This window comes from Tenacibaculum aquaeponti, from assembly GCF_052084715.1.
In the GTDB taxonomy this organism is placed as follows: Bacteria; Bacteroidota; Bacteroidia; order Flavobacteriales; family Flavobacteriaceae; genus Polaribacter.
This window is the reverse complement of record NZ_CP197288.1, coordinates 132,033-148,918: the sequence shown is the minus strand read 5'-3', so window position 1 is coordinate 148,918 and position 16,886 is coordinate 132,033. Positions and strand designations below refer to the sequence as shown.

Below are 16,886 nucleotides of genomic sequence, written 5' to 3'. Positions count from 1 at the left end.
AATAAACTATGAACGATATTTTAAGTAAAGCCAAACTTTGGTTAACTGATACTTTCGATGAAGAAACAAGAAATGAAATTTCTGAATTAATAAGTAATAATACAGAAGATCTTACAGATAGATTTTATAAGAACACAGAATTTGGTACCGGAGGAATGCGAGGTGTTATGGGGGCCGGTACGAATCGAATTAACAAATATACTTTAGGAAAAGCTACGCAAGGTTTAAGTAATTATTTAAACAAAGTATATACTAATGAAGAAATAAAGGTAGCAATTGCGTATGACTGTAGACATAATAGTAAAAAGTTTGCTCAGTTGGTTGCAGATGTACTTTCTGCGAACAATATTAGAACTTTTGTTTTTGAAGACTTACGCCCTACTCCTGAGTTATCTTTTGCAGTAAATCATTTAAATTGTCATGCTGGTATTGTATTAACCGCTTCACATAATCCACCTGAATATAATGGTTACAAAGTGTATTGGACTGATGGCGGACAAATAGTTCCTCCTCAAGACGTAGAAATTATATCTGGAGTAAATAATCTAGAATTTAGCGACATCAACTTCAATAAAAAAGAAGAGCTAATTTCTTTTATTGGTGAAGAAGTTGACGAAGCTTTTTGGAATGCTTCTTTAAAAAGTGGTACATTTAATATAAAAGGTAGAGAAGATTTAAAAATTGTTTTCACTTCTTTACACGGAACATCGATAAAATTAGTTCCTGAAGTATTAAAAAGAGCTGGATATACTCAAGTTCATGTTATAGAAGAACAAGCCGAACCTAATGGTGATTTCCCTACTGTTGAATCTCCTAATCCTGAGGAACCAGAAGCATTAGCCATGGCTATCGAATATGCTAATAAAACAAATGCAGATATTGTAATTGGTACAGATCCTGATTGTGATCGTTTAGGAATTGCTGTTCGTGATACTGATGGTAACATGAAACTATTAAATGGTAATCAAACCATGAGTGTTATGACAGACTTTTTAATAAACCAATGGAAAGAAAAAGGTTTATTAAATGGCAAGCAATTTATTGGTTCTACCATTGTATCTACCAATTTAGTTAATGTTATTGCTGAAAGTTATGGTGTAGAAACTAAAGTTGGTTTAACAGGATTTAAATGGATTGCTAAAATGATTAAAGATCATCCTGAATTAGACTTTATTGGTGGTGGTGAAGAAAGTTTCGGATTTATGGTTGGTGATTTTGTAAGAGATAAAGATGCTGTAACTTCTACCCTACTCGCTTGTGAAATTGCTGCTCAAGCAAAATCTGAGAATAGTTCTTTTTACTATGAATTACTAAAAATATATGTAAAACATGGTTTCTTTAAAGAAAAACTAGTTTCACTAGTAAAAAAAGGAATGCAAGGAGCTGAAGAGATCAAGCAAATGTTAATCGATTTGCGTAATAATCCACTTTCTGAAATAGACGGTGAAAAAGTAACATTTGTAAATGATTATAAGACTTCAATCCGAAAAAATATCATCACAGGAGAAGAAGCTACGATTGATATTCCAAAATCTAACGTATTAATTTACGAAACAGAAAATGGAACTAAAGTAGCTTGTAGACCTAGTGGTACAGAACCAAAAATTAAATTTTACATCGGCACAAAAGGTTCTTTAGATACAGTTGAAAATGCAGATGTAGTTGGAAAACAGTTGGATGAAAAACTCCAACGAATTATAAAACAGTTAGGAGTTTAATGAATTACTTTAAACGAATTTTATCTTTTGTAAAACCTTACAAAAAGCGTTTTATTTATGCTACTATGTTTAATATCCTTTACGCGATATTCAATATTTTGGCAGTCATGTCTTTTTTACCAGTACTATCTATTTTATTTAATCCTGATAAAAAAGTAGAAAAACCTGTTTATGATGGAATTTCATCAACTTTTGGATACTTAAAAAATAGTTTTTATGTAGAGATTGCTAATTATATAAATGAAGAAGGAGCTGTTAATGCTTTACTTATTATATGTATCATTGTTTTGATTCTATTTTTTTTCAAGAATCTATTTTATTTTTTAGGCTCGTATCAAATGGCATATTTATCAAATGGTACAGTTAAGGATATGCGAGACAATTTATATAGAAAAATAATCTCTTTACCTATTGGATATTTTACTGAACAGCGAAAAGGAGATTTAATGTCTAGAATGACATCTGATATACAAATTGTTGAAGGGTCATTTATTTCATCTTTTGGAGGAATTGTTAGAGAACCTTTAACTATAATTATTGTTTTACTAATGATGTTTGCTATGAGTTACAAGCTAACATTATTTGTATTTATAACCTTACCTCTATCTGGTTTAATAATTTCTTGGTCTACTAAAAAACTAAAATCTAAAGCTCTACAATCCCAACAAGAAAGTGGTACTTACCTTTCTTTATTAGAAGAAACAATTGCTGGTTTAAAAGTTGTAAAAGGCTTTACTTCTGAAAATCGTTTTTTTAGAAAGTTTTCAAATTCAACAAAAAGACAAGAAAATTTAAATATACAGGTTACTCATCGTCAAAAATTAGCTTCACCGTTAAGTGAATTTTTAGGAGTATTAACAGTATTAGCAATTTTATTGTATGGAGGAAGTTTAGTGCTATCTAATAACACTAAAACTCTTAGTGACTTTGATCCTGAGTCATTTATCATGTATATTGGATTATTTTATTCAATATTACAGCCTACTAAAGCAATCGCGGGAATTTTTACTAATATTAGAAAAGGTGATGCATCTGCAAAACGTTTATATGATATTTTAGATGAAGCTAATCCTATTTTAAATATTGAAAACCCTATTGATAAAGAATCATTTACAACAGGAATAAGTTTTAAGAATATTTCTTTTAAATATGAAGATGATTATGTTTTAAAAGATTTCAGTTTAGAAATTCCAAAAGGAAAAATGGTTGCACTTGTTGGTCAATCTGGTAGTGGAAAATCTACAATTGCTAATCTTTTAATGCGTTTTTATGATGTAAATCAGGGCGAAGTATTAATTGACAATGATAACATCAAAAATGTTTCTAAAGAATCGTTACGTTCTTTAATAGGTATCGTTACTCAAGATGCTTTATTATTTAATGATTCTATAGAAAACAATTTAAAAGTTGGTAATCCGAATGCAACTGAAGAAGAAATTATTGCTGCTACAAAAGTTGCCAATGCTTTAGAATTTATTGAAAATTCTTCAAAAGGTTTTGAAACTAATATTGCAGACAGTGCTAGTAACTTCTCTGGCGGACAAAAACAACGTTTATCTATAGCTAGAGCTGTGCTAAAAAATCCACCAATTATGATTTTAGATGAGGCAACTTCTGCTTTAGATACAGAATCTGAAAAAATAGTTCAATCTGCATTGGAAAATATGATGCAAAATAGAACTTCTGTAGTAATTGCACATAGACTATCTACTATTCAAAAAGCAGATTTAATTGTTGTAATGCGAGAAGGTAGAATCGTTGAACAAGGTAAGCATGAAGACCTTTTAGCTGCTAAAGGTGAATATGCTAAACTTGTAGAATTACAATCATTTGATAGAATTTAAAAACTTCTTATAAATAGATAAATATTTTTCAAGATATAAATCAGAAGAAAAATGTTCGTTATAAAGAGATTCGATCTGTTTAGATTGGATCTCTTTTACTTTATGATAGTTTGCCACCCAACTATCAACTTCAAAATTACTTTGAACCATTTCAGGATAATACTTTTTTACAACTTTTACAGCTTCTCCCAAATCTGAACATAAAAACGGTAATCCTTGCGCCATATATTCTACTAGAGCTAATGGATCACCTTCAGAAGTAGAAGTTAATAAAGCCATTTCATATTGCTTTAATTCAGCTTGAACATTACTACAACCAGTAATAAAATGGACTCTATCCTTAAATTCAATTTTATTAATATGGTCAACCAACATTTCATAATAACCTTTTTCTCCTCCTTTTAAGCTTGGAGTATATATTGTTAAATCTTTATTTAGTGATTTTGCAATATCTATAGCTAACTTATGATTTTTTACCTTTTTAAGACTTCCAACTAAGACTAAACCTTTAGGTGTATGGTTTTCATAATTAGTTTTATAATTAAGCACAAAATTACCTACCAAAAAAACATGTTCTTTTTTAATTTTTACTTTATTAACAGCCCAATCTGTTAATAATTTAGAACATCCTATGTAAAAATGTGGTTTTAGTAGTGATTTATAAAAAAGAGGAACTCGTTTTTTTATTGCTATTTTACCATAATGATCATGAAAAATCACTGGTTTTTTGACGCTTTTAAATAGCATTGCTTTTTTAACAAAACGATAATTCTGACGCATATGTACATGTACAATATCTGCATCTTCTAGTTCTTCTACTAAATTTTTATAAGCTTGAATTTTGTTTTGATTTTCTTTCAAAAAAACAACATCAACCCCCTGATCTATAAACTCTAATAATTTTCCTTTATTTTTAAATAAAATAAGTTTTACATCATAGCCTTTTCTATGAAATAGATTAACTAAATTAAGACATACTCGTTCTGCCCCACCTAAACTTAATTGATCTATTACTTGTACTATTTTCATACTTAAAATTCAGTTTGTGCTACTAAACCTATCTCTTTTGCTTTCTTTATCATAAAGTTGTAAGAAGCTTCATATTCATTAGGTATTTCTCCTTCTAAAATAGCTTCCTTAATTGCTTCTTTAATTTGCCCTATTTCTCTACAAGGTTTTAAATTGAAAGTTTTCATAATTTCCTCACCTGTAATTGGAGGTTGAAAATTACGAACTCTATCTCGCTCTTCAACTTCCTTGATTTTAAGACGAACAATTTCAAAATTTTTATGATAACGTCTAAATTTCTTTGGGTTTTTCGTTGTAATATCCGCTTCACACAATATCATTAAACTATCGATATCGTCTCCTGCATCAAAAATTAATCTACGAACAGCAGAATCTGTTACTTCAGAAGCTAATACAATTGGACGAGAACTTAATAACACCATTTTCTGTACAAACTTCATCTTATTATTCAGCGGCATTTTTAAACGCTTAAATAATTTGTAAACCATTTTAGAACCAATAAATTCATGAGAATGAAATGTCCACCCATTTCTTTTATCAAACTTTTTTGTTGGAGCTTTTCCTATATCATGTAATAAAGCAGCCCAACGTAACCAAACATCGTTTGTATTTTCAGAAATATTATCAACTACTTCTAATGTATGGTAGAAATTATCTTTGTGAGTTTGCCCTTCAACTTCTTCTACTCCTTTTAAAGCGATTAATTCAGGTAAAATTTTATTTAATAAACCCGTTTTTTCTAAAAGTAAAAAACCTATCGAAGGCTTTGGAGAAGCCATTATTTTATTAATCTCATCTACAATTCTTTCTTTGGTAATGATTTTAATTCGTTCTACATTACTTTTAATTGCATCTAATGAAGTTTTTTCAATTGTAAAGTTTAATTGAGTTGCAAAACGAATGGCTCTCATCATACGCAAAGGATCATCTGAATATGTAATATCTGGATTTAATGGCGTTCTGATTGTTTTTCGATCTAAATCACCAATACCATCAAAAGGATCTAATAATTTCCCAAAAGATTTAGCATTTAAGCTTAACGCTAAAGCATTAATTGTAAAATCTCTTCTATCTTGATCATCTTGTAACGTACCCACAGACACTTCAGGGTTTCTACTATTTTCCGTATATGATTCTTTTCTCGCTCCAACAAACTCAACCTCAATATCATTAAAACGTAACATAGCTGTTCCGTAGGTTTTAAAAACCTGTACTTTAGGTTTGTTTGGCAATAAACTTGCTACTTTTTGAGCTAGTTCAATACCACTTCCTATAGTTACAACATCTATATCTTTGGCATTTCCGCGTTTTAAAATAAAATCACGAACAAAACCACCAATAACATAGCTATCTAAACCCAATTCATCGGTTGCTTTAGTTATGTATTCAAAAACTTTATGTGTTAGTGCTTCTTTAAAAAATTGATCCTGCATAAACTCTATTCTCGTATCACTATTACTTTTTCTCCTTCTAATTTGAGTATCGTTGATGATTTCTCAGATACTTTATTTTGATGCAAATTTACTATATAATCAACATCATCCAAAATAGACTGTTCTATTTCAGAAAAAGATTTAGGAGTTGGGTTTCCGCTAACATTTGCTGATGTAGACACAATTGGCTTTCCAAACGTCTTTATTAATTCTTCACAAAACTCATCTTTGGCTATGCGAATAGCAAGTGTGTTATCCTCTTTATTGATAATGTTAGCAGCAATACCCTTTGGATTTTGATAAATTATTGTTGTTGGTTTTTCTGTTTTTTTAAGTATTTCTTTAGCAACATCAGGAACTGAAACATATTGTTCTAGCATTTCAAAGGAACTGACCAAAACAATTAAACTTTTACTTTCTTCTCTGTTTTTAATCTTATAAATCTCTTGTACTGCTTCAGAATTTGTTGCATCACATCCTAATCCCCAAACTGTATCTGTGGGATATAATATTGTTTTTCCTTTATTTAATTCAGTTACAACTTCGCTTATCATCATAATTTCGTTTTAAAATATGAAGGTTTACTTCTAAAAATACTCCTTTCGTAAATTATATCTTACGATACAGAAATTATATTACTTTAAAACCGCTAATTTACATTATGTTTGTTATAGTAAAACTATATTGAATGCATAAACATAAAATTAGTGCTGCACTTATTACTTTTAATGAAGAGCAAAATATTGCTCGTACATTAGAAAAATTAGTCTGGTGCGATGAAATTGTGGTTATTGATTCTTTTAGTAGTGATGATACTGTAGAAATTTGTAAATCTTACGGAGCAAAAGTTTTTCAAAAAGAATTTAATGGATATGGTGAACAGAAAAGCTTTTTAGTGAGTAAATGTTCTTATGATTGGGTTTTATCTATTGATGCTGATGAAGTTTTAACTAATGAGTTGATAGATGAAATAAAGACTGAGTTCTGTAAGGAAAAAATTCCCTATAAAGCTTATTTTATAAACAGAAAACATGTTTATTTAGGAAAAATTTTTGAATATGGATATTTAAAAAACACTCCTATTCTAAGACTTTTTAATAAAAATAATGCTGGATTTTCTGATAAAAAAGTTCATGAAACTGTTGAATACAAAGGAGCAAAAGGAAGATTTAAAAACTTCTTCTACCATTACACTGCAAATTCTGTAGAACAAATTAATTTAAAGAAAAACAGATATGCATCATTAGTATCTGAAGAATATTTTAAACGAAAAAAACGAGTAAATATAATTTTACTTGTCTTTAAATATCCATTTACTTTTTTTAAGGAATATGTGATTCGAGGAAATATGTTTAATGGTTATGAAGGCTATGTTTGGAGTACTTATATAGCAGAATATAGTGTATTAAAATATTTAAAATTAATAGAAAGACGTAAGAAATTAAGAAAGTAAATATTCTTTTACTTTTTCTTGGATTAAAGCACTACTAAACTCTTCTTCTATTTTCTTTCTTCCTTTTTTTCCCATTACAGTCATCATAGCTTTGTTATTAATGAAAAATTCAATTTTATCACTGAATTTCAACACATCGTCAAAAGGAAGTAAAAAACCATTTTCTTTATCTTCTATAATTTGACCGTTACTACTTATATCAAATGCTATTGTTGGTTTTTCGCAAAGCATAGCTTCTGCAAGAACATAACCAAAACCTTCCCATCTAGATGGAAGTAAGAAAATATCAATACTATTCATAAAACTTTTTGGATTCTTAATAAACCCTAAAAGAATTATTTCATTTTCCAAATTACACTTTTTAATTTTCTCTTGTAAAACTTCTTCTAATTTACCAGTTCCACCAATTAGTATTTTAAAATTCAATGCCCTTTTTCTTAGCTCCAAAGCTAATTGAATTAAAAACTCTTGATTCTTTTGAAAAACCATTCTTCCTAAATTCCCTAAGACAATTTCATCATCGTTTTTTGTATACAAAACTTCGAAAGCTAAATCATCAAATTTAGATATGTTTATTCCATTCGGAATTACAGTAATTTTATTTTTAGGAAATAAATTTTCATTTTTTTCATTGATAGTATGTTTAGTAGCTTCAGAATTTGCTAAAACTTCATTTAAAACATTTTTAAAAAAATATCTATTTATGAATGTGTTTTTTATTGGAATGGCACTTCCTCTTCTATAAATTATTCGATTTACTTTAGCTTTTTTAGCTGCTAAACCTCCAAGTTTCATATCTTCGGAAGAATTCATAACAATCGTAGAAACGTTATGATTTATTAGAAAAGCAGCCACATTTGTAACCTTCTTTGAATTTAAATAACTAAAGTTTGAAACTTTAACTTCTTCATATGGAATACCAACCGTATTTACTTTTTTTTGAAGTTCGCTATTTGGAGAGACAATAACCAAAACCTTAATTCCTTTTAAGAATAGATAAGATGACATTTCGTAATGCCATTTTTCTCCACCTCCCCAAGTTTTTGTGGAATTAAAGAAGCATATTGTTTTGTTATTATCCATGTAAAACCGATTTGTATACTTTCATTAATTGATTTGCAATAGCTTTATCATTAAATTTTTGCACAAATACATATCCCTGCTCTGCAATTACTTTTTGTTTTGTTTTATCGTCTAGCAATGTAGTAATTTCTAAACTAAGTTGCTCGATATTATAAGGTTCTACATAAATTGAATTTGGCCCACCAGCTTCTGGAAAAACTCCTCCATTTGTTGTAATTACTGGAGTTTTGGAATATAAAGCTTCTATAATAGGTATTCCGAAACCCTCGAAAATACTTGGATAAAGAAAAACTTTTGCTGCTTGATATAATGTTGCCAATTCTTTTAAATCTACACCTCCTAAAAAAATGACTTTATTATGTAAATTATTAGTATTAATATATTCTTGAACCTCATCATAGTATTTTGTTTTCCTACCAGCTACAACAAGTGTAATATCAATATCTTTAATTGCTTTTACAATACTTAATAAGTTTTTTCTTTCCTCTATCGTACCAACATTTAATATAAATTGATCTGGTAAATTGAACTTTTTCTTTACTATGGTTTTTTGTTCTTCTGTAACTTTTTCTTTGAAAATAGCATGACAGCCTTGATAAACAACATCTATTTTAGAAGGATCTACTTTTAAAAACTCTATAATATCCTGTTTGGTTTGTTCACTTATTGCTATAATCCTGTCTGAATTATGTGCTGCATATTTAAACTTATTAAAGTGTATTTTTCTATCGAAAAAAGAATATAATTTTGGGTAACGAACAAATATTAAATCATGTATTGTAACAATAGATTTTGTTCCTGTTTTATGTAGATTCCTAGGAATTTCTCCTGATAAACCATGATATACTTGAATTCTATCTTTTTTTATTTGATTGTTTATTGGACCTTGCCTCCAAATCGAGGAAAACTTCTTCCAAAATTTCGTTTCTGGAAGTATTTCTGTGAGTTTACTCATATCTAACCGATCTACTTTTTTCGGCTTGGTATTATACAAGTAATAATCTTCATCAGGAAAATATTCTGATAAAATTCGAATTAGATCTCTACTATAATTACCTAATCCAGTAGTATTATGAAATGCTCTTTTGGCATCAAAACCTATTCTCATACTATAGCTTTTCTAAACCATTTAAACAGATATAAAGATCTTTATTCATTTTATCTCTCAATAAAACTCTGTTTATTTCTACTCCTTCCTGAGAATATCCTCTTTCGTGATGTAAATGATAAACTATAGCTTTATTTTTCATGGATTTACTTCCAATTCCTATTCGTTTTAATCTCCATTCAATATCTGTATCTTCACCAACTGCAGCACGAACGTAATCTTCATCAAATCCATTAATTTCGATCAAATGCTTTTTCTGAATTCCCCAATTGCAACCTAATAAACCTTTGTCTTTCATTGTTACAATTAAACTTTTATTTTTCAAGTAAATACCTTCTTTCTTTTTATCGGAATCAGAAAGTAAAATAGATATCGTATTTAGAGGTTTAATTGTTTTATTTGAAGTGACTTTATTTGTTATTTTTTCTCCTAACATTACTCTTCTTCCTTTTAACATTACTCCTTCTTCAACATTATTTATATACGTTTTTACAAAATGTTTATGAGGAATACAATCACCATCAATAAAAACTAGAGTTTCTCCATTAGAAGCTCTGATAGATTTATTTAACATCATCGTTTTTCTAAACCCATCATCTTTTTCTTGATTTACATGTAAAATTTGAAAATTATATTGATTTCTAAAAGATTTCAAAAAATCTATAGTTTCCTGATTGTTATCATCTTCAGAAACAATTGCTTCAAATTCTTTTGAGCTTTGATGATTTAATGCTTCTAGAATTAACTTTAAATTATCTAGTGCTTTGTAATATGAAATTATGATTGATATTTTAATCACTATGGATGTTTTTTTATTCCTAAAAATCGTTTGATTTTATACTTAATTAATTTTGTTAAATAGTTTTTTCTTGCTGATGCTAAAAAATAAAAATATGAATTTCCTCTTCTTATATCTCCATCAATTATTTTATGAATAAAGTTATTTTTCCAAGCAACATAATTAAAACTTAATTGATCTCTTTTACTTTGAGTTGAAACTATCTTCCACCAATCTTCCATTACTTTAATTACTTCGACATCATTGTGTTTTCTAATTAAAACACCTCCTTTAATTAATCCGTTTTCTTTTGGATAATTATCTAACTCAAATCCAGCTATCTGATCAGACATAACTTTGGGGTTATCTTTTGCTTGTCCTGTCTGTTTCATTAATTCTAAAATAGCTTCATATTCTTTGTATATACAATCTCTTGAATCATCAGATTGAGCATGGTCAAAGGTAGCCATTTTAAAACCGTTGAGAGATTTTAAAAGTTCATAAATATCTCCTACAATTAAAAAATTGCTATCTATATAAATACTAATTTCATAATTGCTGAAATACAAATGTGGTAATAATTTAGGATGCCTATTTCTTAAAACATTATTATCTCCTTCAAACTTTGCTTCTATTGGTTTCCATGGAGCAACAACCTTTTTTATATCATCTGTGAAACAAAAAAAATCTACTCCTTTTATTTTTTTTTGTGGAATGAAACCATAGTTTTCTCCGAAAGCTGCTGTATATATAACTATTTTATTCATGCATAAAAAAAGACCAAATATAAAACTATATTTGATCTTAAGAATTAAAGTTATTTGTTTAAAATATTAAACAGCTACATCATACTCTCTTAATGCATCGTTTAATGATGTTTTCTTATTTGTACTTTCTTTACGTTTACCTATAATTAATGCACAAGGTACATTGTATTCTCCAGCAGCAAATTTCTTAGTATAACTTCCTGGAATAACTACAGAACGAGCAGGAACTCTTCCTTTCATTTCAACAGGCTCATCTCCTGTTACATCAATAATTTTTGTTGAAGCTGTTAATACTACATTAGCACCTAAAACCGCTTCTCTTTCCACTCTTACACCTTCTACAACAATACAACGAGAACCTATAAATGCATTATCTTCTATAATTACTGGAGCAGCTTGTAATGGTTCTAATACACCACCGATTCCTACTCCACCAGATAAATGAACATTTTTTCCAATTTGTGCACAAGATCCTACAGTTGCCCAAGTATCTACCATAGTTCCTTCATCTACATAAGCTCCGATATTTACATAACTTGGCATTAAAATAGTACCAGAAGAAATATAAGCTCCATGACGTGCTACAGCATTTGGTACTACACGAATTCCTTTCTCTTGATAGTTTCTCTTTAATGGAATTTTATCGTGATATTCAAAAATACCAGCTTCTAAAGTTTCCATTTTTTGAATTGGGAAATATAATACTACAGCCTTTTTTACCCACTCATTTACTTGCCAACCATCATCAGTAGGCTCAGCTACACGAAGCTCTCCTGCATCTAATAAATCAACAACTTTTCTTATTGCTGTTACAGTTTCCTCATTTTTCAATAATTCCCTGTTATCCCATGCGTTTTCTATAATAGAACGAATTTCAGTCATCTTGGTTAAATATTTTTTACAAATATAAGTCTCCCTAGAAAGAATTGGTAGTAAAACACATTTTTTAAACAGAAAATAATTCCTTGTTTAAAATGACTATTTTTGCTCAAAATAAAAAGTAAAACTTGGCAAGAATATTAGCAATAGATTACGGATTAAAGCGAACTGGAATAGCTGTTACTGATGAATTACAGATTATTGCCTCTGGGTTAACAACTGTAGAAACAGATACTTTAATTGAGTTTCTTAAAGATTATATTAATAAAGAAACTGTTGAACGTTTTATTATTGGAAAACCCAAACAAATGGATAATTCTGATAGTGAAAGTGAACAATTAATTAGTTCATTTATAGAAAAACTTAAAAAAGAAATTCCGTCTATTCCTTTTGAAAGAGTTGATGAACGCTTCACTTCTAAAATGGCTTTTCAAACAATGATTGATAGTGGTTTAAAAAAGAAACAACGAAGAAATAAAGCTCTAGTAGATGAAATTAGCGCTACAATTATTCTACAATCATATTTATACAACAAATAATTTTAAGTAAACAAGCTTATTTGTACTTTTGCTTGCATTAAAAAATTTACCATAGTATATGATACTACCAATAGTTGCTTACGGAGACCCAGTGCTTAGAAAAGTTGGGAAAGAAATTGATAAAGATTATCCTAATCTTTCTGAGCTAATTAGCAATATGAAAGAAACTATGTACAATGCTTCTGGAGTTGGTTTAGCTGCTCCACAAATCGGAAAAGATATACGTTTATTTCTTATCGACGCTTCTCCTTTTGCTGAAGATGATGGTTTACCTGAAGAAGAGAAAAAAGTTTTAGAATCATTTAATAAAGTATTTATTAATGCTAAAATTATTAAAGAAGAAGGAGAAGAATGGATTTTTAATGAAGGATGTTTAAGCATTCCTGATGTTAGAGAAGATGTTTGGAGAAAGCCTGTAATCACTGTTGAATATCAAGATGAAAATTTTGAAAAGCATACAGAAACTTATTCAGGATTAGCTGCACGTGTTTTTCAACATGAGTATGATCACATTGAAGGTGTTTTATTTACTGATAAATTATCTTCACTAAAGAAAAGATTAATTAAGAAAAAATTAGAAAATATTTCAAAAGGGAAAGTAAATTCTGGTTATAGAATGCGTTTTCTTAACTTAAAAAAATAATTTTATTATATGGAATTTAGTAAAATAATAGCTGTATCAGGAAAGCCTGGTTTATATGAAATTTTATCGCAAACTAAAGCGGGAGTAATTGTAAAATCATTACTAGATGGTAAAAGGATGCCTATTACTGCAACTCACAATGTTAGTTTGTTAGAAAATATCGCAATCTTTACATACGAAGAGGATATTCCATTAGCTGAAGTTTTTAAAAACATTGCTAATAAAGAAGATAATAAAGAAGCCATTTCGCACAAAGAAAGTGCTAATAAATTAACTTCTTATTTTTCTGAAGTTTTACCAGGTTACGATGAGGAAAGAGTATATACTTCTAACATTAAGAAAGTATTACAATGGTATAACATTTTAGTAAAAGCAGAATTTGATTTTACTTCTTTAAACGAAGAAGTTGTAAATTCAGAGGAAGAAGAATAAAATATGAATACTCGTAAACAACAATTAGAAGCTTTTAATCGTCTTTTAGACATCATGGATGATCTTCGTGAAAAATGTCCGTGGGATAAAAAACAAACATTAGAAAGTTTACGACATTTAACAATTGAAGAAGTTTACGAATTAGGTGATGCTATTTTAGATAATGATTTAGTAGAACTTAAAAAAGAATTAGGCGATGTGCTTTTGCACATCGTTTTTTATGCAAAAATCGGAAGTGAAAAAAAAGCTTTTGATATTGCGGATATTGCCAATGCAATATCAGATAAACTTATAGATCGTCACCCACACATTTATGGCGATGTTTCTGTTGAAAACGAAGAACAAGTTAAACAAAATTGGGAAAAACTTAAACTTAAAGAGGGAAAGAAATCTGTTTTAGAAGGAGTTCCTAAAAGTTTACCTGCTTTGGTAAAAGCTAATCGTATTCAAGATAAAGTAGCTGGAGTTGGTTTCGACTGGGAAGAACCGCATCAAGTTTGGGAAAAAGTTCAAGAAGAATTGAATGAACTCAATGAAGAAATTGAAAATGGAAATCAAGAAAACATAGAAAAAGAATTTGGAGATGTTTTATTTTCTATGATCAATTATGCGCGATTTATAAAGGTTAATCCAGAAAATGCTTTAGAAAAGACAAATAAAAAGTTTATCAATCGATTCCAATACCTAGAAGAACAAGCTAAATTAGCTGGTAAAGATTTATCTAATATGTCTTTAACTGAAATGGATATTTTTTGGAATGAAGCTAAGAAATTATATAAATAACAATTAATGAATGTACTTTTTGTAGTTGGTGGTGGTAATTTGAATGCACAAATTGCTCAAATAGCTTTGTATTTAGGCTTAAAAGAACAAGGAGTAAATATATATTTAATTGGTAATTTATCTGATGAAGTAATCAATTATCTTAAAGAAAAAAAATTAGATCATTCAGATTATCAATATTTACATCCAAAAGAGAAAATTGATAAAGAATATCAAAAAAATTTCACTGAGCTTTTAACTTCTAAAAAGATAAATGTTGTACATTTTATCAGTGGTAAAGCTAGTCGTAGCGGATTAGGCGTTTTAAAAAAGTACCCTAACATAAAAGCTGTTATTTATTACGGATCTGCAAGTTTACATTGGCATGATCCTAGCGCTTATTTAACTTACTTACATCCAAGAATTGATGCAATTATTGGAAATAGTAATTTCGTTTACAACCATGTAAAAAAACAATTATTTGGTAAACGTAAACAAAAAGCTGTACGCATATTTAAAGGTTATAGTACAGATTGGTTTGATAATGCTACTCCATTTGATTATACTTCTATAGGAATTCCTAAAGATGCTATAATTGTTTGTTCTATAGGTAATCACAGAAAAGTAAAAGGAACAAAATATTTTTTACAAGCATCTAATTATTTAACTTCTGAAAAAGAAATTCATTTTATATTAATTGGTGATAAAACTGATGCTCCTCACCTGTCTAAATTAAAAGAGGAAAGTAAAATAAAAAATCGTATTCATGTTTTAGGAAAGCGTGATGACGTTCCGTCATTATTAGCGGGTTGTGATATGTATGTACAATCTTCTTTAAGTGAAGGATTTGGTAGAGCAATAAGCGAGGCAATGAGTATTGGAAAACCAATTATAATGACAAATGCTGGAGGTTGCACCGAATTAATTGATGAAAATTCTGGAATTGTTGTGCCTTTAAAAAATTATAAAGGTATTGGTAAAGCTATTTCTGATTTAGCTAACAACAATGAAAAAAGAATTCAAATGGGTAAAAATGCTAAAGCTAGAATTCAAAATGTATATAGTATAGAACGAACAGTTCGAGAAACTTTAGCCCTTTATAAAAAATTATTAAATGAGTAATATATTAATTGTAACTGGAGGTAGTAAAGGAATTGGTAAAGCTCTTGTTGAAAAATATCTACAAGAAAATTATATAGTTTTTTCATTATCACGGTCAATTATAGACATTCAAAATGTTACTCAAATTTCTGTTGACTTATTAAATATTAAAGAAGCTAAGAATGCTTTTGAAATGCTTTTAGATGAAGTTAAAAAAACAGCAATTACTTCGATAACTTTAGTAAATAATGCAGGTAGACTTGGTGAAATAGCGAATTTAGAAGCTATTAATTATCAAGATATTCATCAATCTATATTTTTAAACACAACAATACCTCTTATTTTTTCTAGCTTGTTTATTAATAAATTGTCTGAACTTAATTGTAAGAAACAGATTATTAATATTTCTTCAGGCGCAGCACAAAAACCTTATGAAGGCTGGAGTGTTTATTGCAGTTCTAAAGCTGCACTGGATATGATAACCGCTACGATATCTAAAGAGCAAGAAAATGTAGAAAATGGTGTAAAAGCCTTTGGAATCCGTCCCGGTGTAGTCGACACAAATATGCAATCTCAAATTAGAACTACAGAAGTTTCTAACTTTAAAAACGTACAACGTTTTATAGATTTAAAAAATAATAACGAACTTTATTCTCCTCAATTTGTAGCTGAACGCATTTATAACTTAGATAGTAGCAATAAGCTCACAAATGGACAAACAATTGACTTAAGAGAAGTCTAAAATTAATTGACTTATGGCTTTAACAGAATCTAATGAATTTCAAATTGGTGCTTTCGCTCCAGATTTTAATTTAATAAACACAATAGATCATACAACAATTCAATTATCTGAAAATAAAGGAGAAAATGGAACTGCTATATTTTTCATTTGCAACCACTGTCCTTTTGTAATTCACATCAATGAAGAATTAGTTAGAATTGCTAATGATTATAAAACTAAAGGGATTAATTGTATTGCTATTAGTAGTAATGATGTTGTAAATTATCCTCAGGATGGTCCGGTTTTAATGAAAGAAAATGCAGAAAAACTTCAATACCCTTTTCCTTATTTATATGACGAAACACAAGATGTTGCTAAAGCCTATAATGCTGCTTGTACTCCTGATTTATATCTTTTTGATGGTGATTTAAAATGTGTATATCATGGACAATTAGATAATTCAAGACCTGGTAATAATATTCCTGTTTCTGGTAAAGATTTCAGAAACGCTATTGATGCTTTAATAGAACACAATACCATTCTTGAAAATCAAAAACCAAGTATTGGTTGTAATATTAAATGGAAGTAAGTTTTTT

The 16,886-nt window shown here is 28.8% G+C and carries 18 protein-coding genes; 10 read left to right on the top strand and 8 right to left on the bottom strand.

Annotated elements, in window-relative coordinates:
- The first annotated feature begins 8 nt into the window (after window positions 1–8).
- Window positions 9–1,718 carry a phospho-sugar mutase gene (locus tag ACSIGC_RS00720; RefSeq protein ID WP_442266270.1) on the top strand — a complete coding sequence of 570 codons (1,710 nt, stop codon included), beginning with the start codon at window positions 9–11 and terminating at the stop codon, window positions 1,716–1,718.
- On the top strand, window positions 1,718–3,562 hold the full coding sequence (locus ACSIGC_RS00715; protein ID WP_442266269.1) for an ABC transporter ATP-binding protein: 1,845 nt from the start codon (window positions 1,718–1,720) through the stop codon (window positions 3,560–3,562). Before ACSIGC_RS00720 ends, ACSIGC_RS00715 begins: the two co-directional genes overlap by 1 nt.
- Here the strand turns inward: ACSIGC_RS00715 and ACSIGC_RS00710 are convergent.
- The 3 genes from ACSIGC_RS00710 to ACSIGC_RS00700 are packed head-to-tail and all read right to left on the bottom strand — an operon-like array spanning window position 3,545 to window position 6,581.
- A complete protein-coding gene (locus ACSIGC_RS00710) occupies window positions 3,545–4,591 on the bottom strand; it encodes a glycosyltransferase (protein ID WP_442266268.1) in 1,047 nt (348 codons plus the stop codon). The two genes, ACSIGC_RS00715 and ACSIGC_RS00710, sit on opposite strands and share 18 nt — an antisense overlap.
- Window positions 4,592–4,593: 2 nt before the next feature.
- Window positions 4,594–6,024, bottom strand: a complete 1,431-nt coding sequence (locus ACSIGC_RS00705) for a CCA tRNA nucleotidyltransferase (RefSeq protein ID WP_442266267.1) — start codon at window positions 6,022–6,024, stop codon at window positions 4,594–4,596.
- Window positions 6,025–6,029: 5 nt separating this feature from the next.
- A complete protein-coding gene (locus ACSIGC_RS00700) occupies window positions 6,030–6,581 on the bottom strand; it encodes an L-threonylcarbamoyladenylate synthase (protein ID WP_442266266.1) in 552 nt (183 codons plus the stop codon).
- Between the two features lie 131 nt (window positions 6,582–6,712).
- Between ACSIGC_RS00700 and ACSIGC_RS00695 the strand changes: the two genes are divergently transcribed.
- Window positions 6,713–7,477 carry a glycosyltransferase family 2 protein gene (locus tag ACSIGC_RS00695; RefSeq protein WP_442266265.1) on the top strand — a complete coding sequence of 255 codons (765 nt, stop codon included), beginning with the start codon at window positions 6,713–6,715 and terminating at the stop codon, window positions 7,475–7,477.
- Here the strand turns inward: ACSIGC_RS00695 and ACSIGC_RS00690 are convergent.
- The 5 genes from ACSIGC_RS00690 to ACSIGC_RS00670 all read right to left on the bottom strand — a co-directional run bounded on the left by ACSIGC_RS00690 (window position 7,466) and on the right by ACSIGC_RS00670 (window position 12,095).
- Complete coding sequence (locus ACSIGC_RS00690; protein WP_442266264.1) at window positions 7,466–8,560, bottom strand: glycosyltransferase family 4 protein; 1,095 nt, start codon at window positions 8,558–8,560, stop codon at window positions 7,466–7,468. The two genes, ACSIGC_RS00695 and ACSIGC_RS00690, sit on opposite strands and share 12 nt — an antisense overlap.
- On the bottom strand, window positions 8,553–9,668 hold the full coding sequence (locus ACSIGC_RS00685; RefSeq protein ID WP_442266263.1) for a glycosyltransferase family 4 protein: 1,116 nt from the start codon (window positions 9,666–9,668) through the stop codon (window positions 8,553–8,555). Before ACSIGC_RS00685 ends, ACSIGC_RS00690 begins: the two co-directional genes overlap by 8 nt.
- A gap of 1 nt (window position 9,669) precedes the next feature.
- Complete coding sequence (locus ACSIGC_RS00680; RefSeq protein ID WP_442266262.1) at window positions 9,670–10,467, bottom strand: glycosyltransferase; 798 nt, start codon at window positions 10,465–10,467, stop codon at window positions 9,670–9,672.
- Window positions 10,467–11,213, bottom strand: a complete 747-nt coding sequence (locus ACSIGC_RS00675) for a glycosyltransferase domain-containing protein (protein ID WP_442266261.1) — start codon at window positions 11,211–11,213, stop codon at window positions 10,467–10,469. The genes ACSIGC_RS00680 and ACSIGC_RS00675 overlap by 1 nt, the downstream gene beginning before the upstream one ends.
- A 66-nt stretch (window positions 11,214–11,279) precedes the next feature.
- The gene (locus ACSIGC_RS00670; protein WP_442266260.1) at window positions 11,280–12,095 is read right to left on the bottom strand and encodes a 2,3,4,5-tetrahydropyridine-2,6-dicarboxylate N-succinyltransferase; all 816 of its coding nucleotides are present in this window, start codon (window positions 12,093–12,095) and stop codon (window positions 11,280–11,282) included.
- 125 nt (window positions 12,096–12,220) lie between these two features.
- Between ACSIGC_RS00670 and ruvX the strand changes: the two genes are divergently transcribed.
- The 7 genes from ruvX to ACSIGC_RS00635 are packed head-to-tail and all read left to right on the top strand — an operon-like array spanning window position 12,221 to window position 16,879.
- Window positions 12,221–12,631: a Holliday junction resolvase RuvX gene (gene ruvX, locus ACSIGC_RS00665; RefSeq protein ID WP_442266259.1), complete on the top strand. Its 411-nt coding sequence runs from the start codon at window positions 12,221–12,223 to the stop codon at window positions 12,629–12,631.
- 58 nt (window positions 12,632–12,689) lie between these two features.
- On the top strand, window positions 12,690–13,274 hold the full coding sequence (gene def, locus ACSIGC_RS00660; RefSeq protein ID WP_442266258.1) for a peptide deformylase: 585 nt from the start codon (window positions 12,690–12,692) through the stop codon (window positions 13,272–13,274).
- Window positions 13,275–13,283: 9 nt separating this feature from the next.
- On the top strand, window positions 13,284–13,706 hold the full coding sequence (locus tag ACSIGC_RS00655) for a DUF5606 family protein (protein WP_442266257.1): 423 nt from the start codon (window positions 13,284–13,286) through the stop codon (window positions 13,704–13,706).
- Window positions 13,707–13,709: 3 nt separating this feature from the next.
- Complete coding sequence (gene mazG, locus ACSIGC_RS00650; protein ID WP_442266256.1) at window positions 13,710–14,489, top strand: nucleoside triphosphate pyrophosphohydrolase; 780 nt, start codon at window positions 13,710–13,712, stop codon at window positions 14,487–14,489.
- A gap of 6 nt (window positions 14,490–14,495) precedes the next feature.
- Window positions 14,496–15,590 (top strand): glycosyltransferase family 4 protein, encoded by a 1,095-nt coding sequence (locus ACSIGC_RS00645; RefSeq protein WP_442266255.1) that lies wholly within the window; start codon window positions 14,496–14,498, stop codon window positions 15,588–15,590.
- Window positions 15,583–16,311: an SDR family NAD(P)-dependent oxidoreductase gene (locus ACSIGC_RS00640; RefSeq protein ID WP_442266254.1), complete on the top strand. Its 729-nt coding sequence runs from the start codon at window positions 15,583–15,585 to the stop codon at window positions 16,309–16,311. Before ACSIGC_RS00645 ends, ACSIGC_RS00640 begins: the two co-directional genes overlap by 8 nt.
- Window positions 16,312–16,324: 13 nt before the next feature.
- Window positions 16,325–16,879, top strand: coding sequence for a thioredoxin family protein (locus ACSIGC_RS00635; protein WP_442266253.1), 555 nt, complete (start codon window positions 16,325–16,327; stop codon window positions 16,877–16,879).
- The last annotated feature ends 7 nt before the right edge of the window (window positions 16,880–16,886 follow it).

What these genes read in the sequence shown, in the direction of transcription:
- ACSIGC_RS00685 (WP_442266263.1), bottom strand. Translation starts at nt 9,668, where the DNA reads ATGAGAATAGGTTTTGATGCCAAAAGAGCATTTCATAATACTACTGGA.
- def (WP_442266258.1), top strand. Translation starts at nt 12,690, where the DNA reads ATGATACTACCAATAGTTGCTTACGGAGACCCAGTGCTTAGAAAAGTT.
- ACSIGC_RS00635 (WP_442266253.1), top strand. Translation starts at nt 16,325, where the DNA reads ATGGCTTTAACAGAATCTAATGAATTTCAAATTGGTGCTTTCGCTCCA.
- ACSIGC_RS00700 (WP_442266266.1), bottom strand. Translation starts at nt 6,581, where the DNA reads ATGATGATAAGCGAAGTTGTAACTGAATTAAATAAAGGAAAAACAATA.
- ACSIGC_RS00655 (WP_442266257.1), top strand. Translation starts at nt 13,284, where the DNA reads ATGGAATTTAGTAAAATAATAGCTGTATCAGGAAAGCCTGGTTTATAT.
- ACSIGC_RS00675 (WP_442266261.1), bottom strand. Translation starts at nt 11,213, where the DNA reads ATGAATAAAATAGTTATATATACAGCAGCTTTCGGAGAAAACTATGGT.
- ACSIGC_RS00715 (WP_442266269.1), top strand. Translation starts at nt 1,718, where the DNA reads ATGAATTACTTTAAACGAATTTTATCTTTTGTAAAACCTTACAAAAAG.
- ACSIGC_RS00640 (WP_442266254.1), top strand. Translation starts at nt 15,583, where the DNA reads ATGAGTAATATATTAATTGTAACTGGAGGTAGTAAAGGAATTGGTAAA.
- mazG (WP_442266256.1), top strand. Translation starts at nt 13,710, where the DNA reads ATGAATACTCGTAAACAACAATTAGAAGCTTTTAATCGTCTTTTAGAC.
- ACSIGC_RS00720 (WP_442266270.1), top strand. Translation starts at nt 9, where the DNA reads ATGAACGATATTTTAAGTAAAGCCAAACTTTGGTTAACTGATACTTTC.
- ACSIGC_RS00690 (WP_442266264.1), bottom strand. Translation starts at nt 8,560, where the DNA reads ATGGATAATAACAAAACAATATGCTTCTTTAATTCCACAAAAACTTGG.
- ACSIGC_RS00695 (WP_442266265.1), top strand. Translation starts at nt 6,713, where the DNA reads ATGCATAAACATAAAATTAGTGCTGCACTTATTACTTTTAATGAAGAG.
- ACSIGC_RS00705 (WP_442266267.1), bottom strand. Translation starts at nt 6,024, where the DNA reads ATGCAGGATCAATTTTTTAAAGAAGCACTAACACATAAAGTTTTTGAA.
- ACSIGC_RS00710 (WP_442266268.1), bottom strand. Translation starts at nt 4,591, where the DNA reads ATGAAAATAGTACAAGTAATAGATCAATTAAGTTTAGGTGGGGCAGAA.
- ACSIGC_RS00670 (WP_442266260.1), bottom strand. Translation starts at nt 12,095, where the DNA reads ATGACTGAAATTCGTTCTATTATAGAAAACGCATGGGATAACAGGGAA.
- ACSIGC_RS00645 (WP_442266255.1), top strand. Translation starts at nt 14,496, where the DNA reads ATGAATGTACTTTTTGTAGTTGGTGGTGGTAATTTGAATGCACAAATT.